This window comes from Streptomyces durbertensis, assembly GCF_014156695.1.
Lineage (GTDB): Bacteria > Actinomycetota > Actinomycetes > Streptomycetales > Streptomycetaceae > Streptomyces > Streptomyces durbertensis.
This window is the reverse complement of record NZ_WMLF01000801.1, coordinates 1-1,165: the sequence shown is the minus strand read 5'-3', so window position 1 is coordinate 1,165 and position 1,165 is coordinate 1. Positions and strand designations below refer to the sequence as shown.

Genomic DNA, 1,165 nt, shown 5'->3' with positions numbered 1-1,165 from the left:
ACACCAGGGACGCCGTCACCGGCAGCTCCGCCCCGGCGTCCAGCTGCACGTCCGGCAGTTTGGTGAGCAGGGCGTCCACCGCCGCCTCGGCGATGGCCCGCCCGAGGTGCTGCCCGGGGCACTCGTGCGGTCCGTGTCCGAAGGAGAGGTGCGCGCGGTTGTTGCGCACCGGGGTGTCGGTGGCGCGGATCGCCGGGTCGGAGTTGCCGGCGGCCAGACCCAGCATCACCATGTCACCCCTGCTGATGTGGCGTCCGGCCAGCACGGTGTCGTTCGTCGCCCACCGGGTCGGCACGGTGGTCAGCGGCGGGTCGTTCCACAGCACCTCCTCCAGCGCGTCGGGCAGTGTCATCTGGCCCGAGGTCAGCGTCGCGTGGAAGGCGCGCTCGGTGAGGATGGCCTTCAGGGTGTTGGCGATGAAGTTGGTGGTCTTCTCGTGGGACGCGACCAGCGCGTGCCGCAGGTGTTCCATCGCCTCCACGTCGTCGAGGCCGGCCTCGTCCTGGAGCAGCCAGCTGGCGATGTCCTCGCCGGGCGTCGCCCGCTTCTCCCGGACGAGGTTCGCCATGACGCCGGTCACGTACTCGTTGCTGCGGACCGCCGTCGCGCTGCCCTGCACCATGTCGCGGACGGCGGCGCCCAGCGGCAGCGCCTCCCGCTCGGCGAGCCCGAACAGCCGGGCCAGCACCAGGACGGACAGCTTCTCCGCCACGTCCGGCACCAGGTCGCAGCGGCCCTGTGCCTGGAAACCCTCGACCAGGGTGGTCATGTAGTGGTGTACGTAGCGGCGTACGCCGCGCCCGGCGCCCTTGTACCTGTCGAGCGCGCCGGTGATCGCGCCGCGCAGCCGGCCGTGCTCCTGCCCGTCGACGAACGCGACCAGCGGCTGCCAGGTGGTGAGGGGCACCAGCGGGGAGTCCGGGGGCAGGGTGACCGACCAGTGCCGGGAGTCGGAGGAGTACACCGAGGGCGTGCGCATGACGGTGAGGTTGGTGTGGTAGTCGAGCACCAGCCACGCCGGGATGTCCCCCGGCAGCAACACGGGTGCCACAGCGCCGTGTTCGCGGCGGAGGGTGTTGTACAGCCGCGCCTGGTCCTCGCCCGGCGTCAACCGGTGCGCCCCGCCGGAGACGGGGCAGCCGCCGCCGGGCGGTGACGCGGGGGC

At 72.5% G+C, this 1,165-nt stretch carries 1 protein-coding gene; it reads right to left on the bottom strand.

The genetic code is table 11. The annotated features are described in order from the left end of the window. Window positions 1-1,165 (bottom strand): cytochrome P450 family protein (locus GL263_RS26910; RefSeq protein ID WP_182858337.1); only part of this gene is annotated, 1,165 nt, incomplete at both ends.